We start from the raw sequence: 2,293 nt of genomic DNA, 5'->3' as shown, positions 1-2,293 counted from the left end.
TTCCCCAAGCCGCCACCATCACCGTGGTTCGTGACCAGCTCAACACCCACGGCCCTGATGCTCTTTATGAAGCCTTTGCTCCGCAGGAAGCAGCACGTATCCTGAACCGAATAGAGTTCCACTACACGCCCAAGCACGGCTCCTGGCTCAACATGGCTGAAATCGAACTCTCGGTGCTCTCGCGTCAGTGTCTCAACAGGCGTATTCCCGACAAGCACATGCTGGAACAAGAAGTCGGCGCTTGGGAAGTTGAGCGCAATGCCTCTCAGGCTACCGTTGACTGGCGCTTCACCACAGACGACGCTCGTATCAAGCTAAAGCGCCTCTATCCGTCAATTCATGCTTGACAGACCACTAGGAGCATGGGGATGTACTTGCGGTGGTTGCAGTTGCCCATCTTGATGGTGAGGTTCTTGTTCATCGCCTGGCCGATGGGGAAGTTCTGCATCGTCGGCGGGTAGACGCCGATGATCGAGAGGGTGCCCGCCTTGGCGACGGCCTGCACCGCCCACTCGAGCGCCTGCGAGGGCGCGTTGCCCGGCCTCCACAGCTCACCCTGAGGGTTCCTCTCAGGGGCGACCCTCTCGAGCTGCTCTTCGTACTGCGCCTCTTTCTCCCTCGCCTCCGCCGCGGCGGGGCCGTGCTCGGCGTGCTCGGTGTCTACCCCGACCGCATCGATGACTCTATCGACGCCGATGCCGCCGGTGAGGCGGCGGATGGTCTCGACCGGGTCCTCCTCCTCGAAGTTGACGACCTCGGCGCCCAAGGCTCTGGCCATGTCGAGCCTCGAGGAGACCCGGTCCACGGCGAGGACGCGCCCCGCGCCCAGGAGCTTGGCGCTCAGAATCACAAAGAGCCCGACCGGGCCGCAACCGAAGACCGCGACGGTGTCGCCGGCTTCGATCTCGGCGAGTTCCGCGCCGAAGTAACCCGTCGGGAAGATGTCCGAGAGGAGAATGGCCTGCTCGTCGGCGACGTTGTCGGGAATCTTGACAAGGCCGACGTTGGCGTAGGGGACGCGCGCCCTTTCGGCTTGCAGGCCGTCAAAGGGTCCGGTCGGCTCGGGGCCACCAAAGAACGCCGTGCCGGCCAGCTTGCCGTTGGGGTTGGCGTTGTCGCACTGGGCGTAGTAACCGGCGCGGCAGTACGAGCAGGAGCCGCAGCCGATGGTCGAGGGGATCACCACCCGGTCGCCGACTTGAAGGTTGCGCACGTCCGCGCCGAGTTCTTCGACGATGCCGACGCCCTCGTGGCCCAAGATGGTGCCGGGCTTCATGCCTGTAAAGGTGCCGCGGATCATGTGCAGGTCGGTGCCGCAGATGGCGCTGGCGGTAAGGCGCACAATCGCGTCGGTCGGTTCTTTAAGCTTGGGCTCGGGCGCGTCCTCGAGGCGGATGTCGCCGACGCCGTGAAAAACCACTGCTTCATAGCTTTGGAGGTAATTGTGGAGAAGGCCGCCCTGAAGAGGCGGCCTTCTCACGATCTACTGAATTTGGTTTGCCCACTCGAGGATGGCCTGGTTGGCCTCCTCGGCCGCCTCGAGGATGGCGCCATGACCCGCGCCGGGGATGATGACGAGTTGCGAGCCCTCGATGTCCTCGTTCATCTCCTGGTGGATTTCAAAGGGAGTAAGCGTGTCCTCCAAGCCGACGATAATCAAAGTCGGCACGGTGATCTGCCCGAGCAACTCCGTGTAGTCCGGCCGCTCCGCGAGCGCGTTGCCCCCGCCGACCGCGCCTTCTACTGAGGCTTGCTGGACCAAGCTGGTGAGGTGCTCGGCGAGTTCGGGCCTGTTCATGCGGGCGTCACCGGAGAGCATATCCGGCAGCAGAACGTCGACGAGCGTGCCGACACCCATCTCCTGAGCCTGTTCGGCCGCGCCGCGCCACAGCCCCGCCTCGGCGGGCGGCGCTTCAAGGTGGACGGTGTCGATAAGGATGAGCCCGCTAAAACGCTCGGGCGCCCGACGGTACATTTCAAAGGCAGTGATGCCGCCCATCGACATGCCTCCCACGATGGCCTGCTCGAGGCCAAGCGCATCCATCACCGCGAGCACATCCTGGGCATAAACCTCGATCGAGGCCTCCTCACTCGGCGCGACGCTCATGCCGAAGCCGCGCAGGTCGACGGTGATGACCCGGTACCCCTCCGCGAGCGGGCCTACGTTGTCTCTAAAGAGTCCGCTGTTGAGCGGGTAGCCGTGGATGAGGAGCATTGGCTCGCCCTCGCCTTGCACGTCGTAGTAGATCTGGGCGCCACCCACCTCGACAAAGCCTTCCTCAGCCATGCCTTC

3 protein-coding genes are annotated in these 2,293 nt (G+C 63.8%); 1 reads left to right on the top strand and 2 read right to left on the bottom strand.

Features of this window, described 5'->3' with window-relative positions; all coding sequences use genetic code 11:
• Nucleotides 1–347: transposase (locus M3498_01100; GenBank protein ID MDQ3457894.1), on the top strand; the 347-nt coding region annotated here is incomplete at its 5' end.
• On the opposite strand, the gene M3498_01095 is transcribed toward M3498_01100, so the two are convergent.
• Both M3498_01095 and M3498_01090 read right to left on the bottom strand, forming a co-directional pair.
• Entirely contained in the window at nt 338–1,480 is a 1,143-nt protein-coding gene (locus M3498_01095) for a glutathione-dependent formaldehyde dehydrogenase (protein ID MDQ3457893.1), read from the bottom strand. The two genes, M3498_01100 and M3498_01095, sit on opposite strands and share 10 nt — an antisense overlap.
• Before the next feature lie 3 nt (nt 1,481–1,483).
• Nucleotides 1,484–2,293 (bottom strand): alpha/beta hydrolase (locus M3498_01090; GenBank protein MDQ3457892.1); only part of this gene is annotated, 810 nt, incomplete at its 5' end.

It is taken from the genome of Deinococcota bacterium (assembly GCA_030858465.1).
Taxonomy (GTDB): domain Bacteria; phylum Deinococcota; class Deinococci; order Deinococcales; family Trueperaceae; genus JALZLY01.
This window is presented reverse-complemented; position numbering and strand designations above follow the sequence as displayed.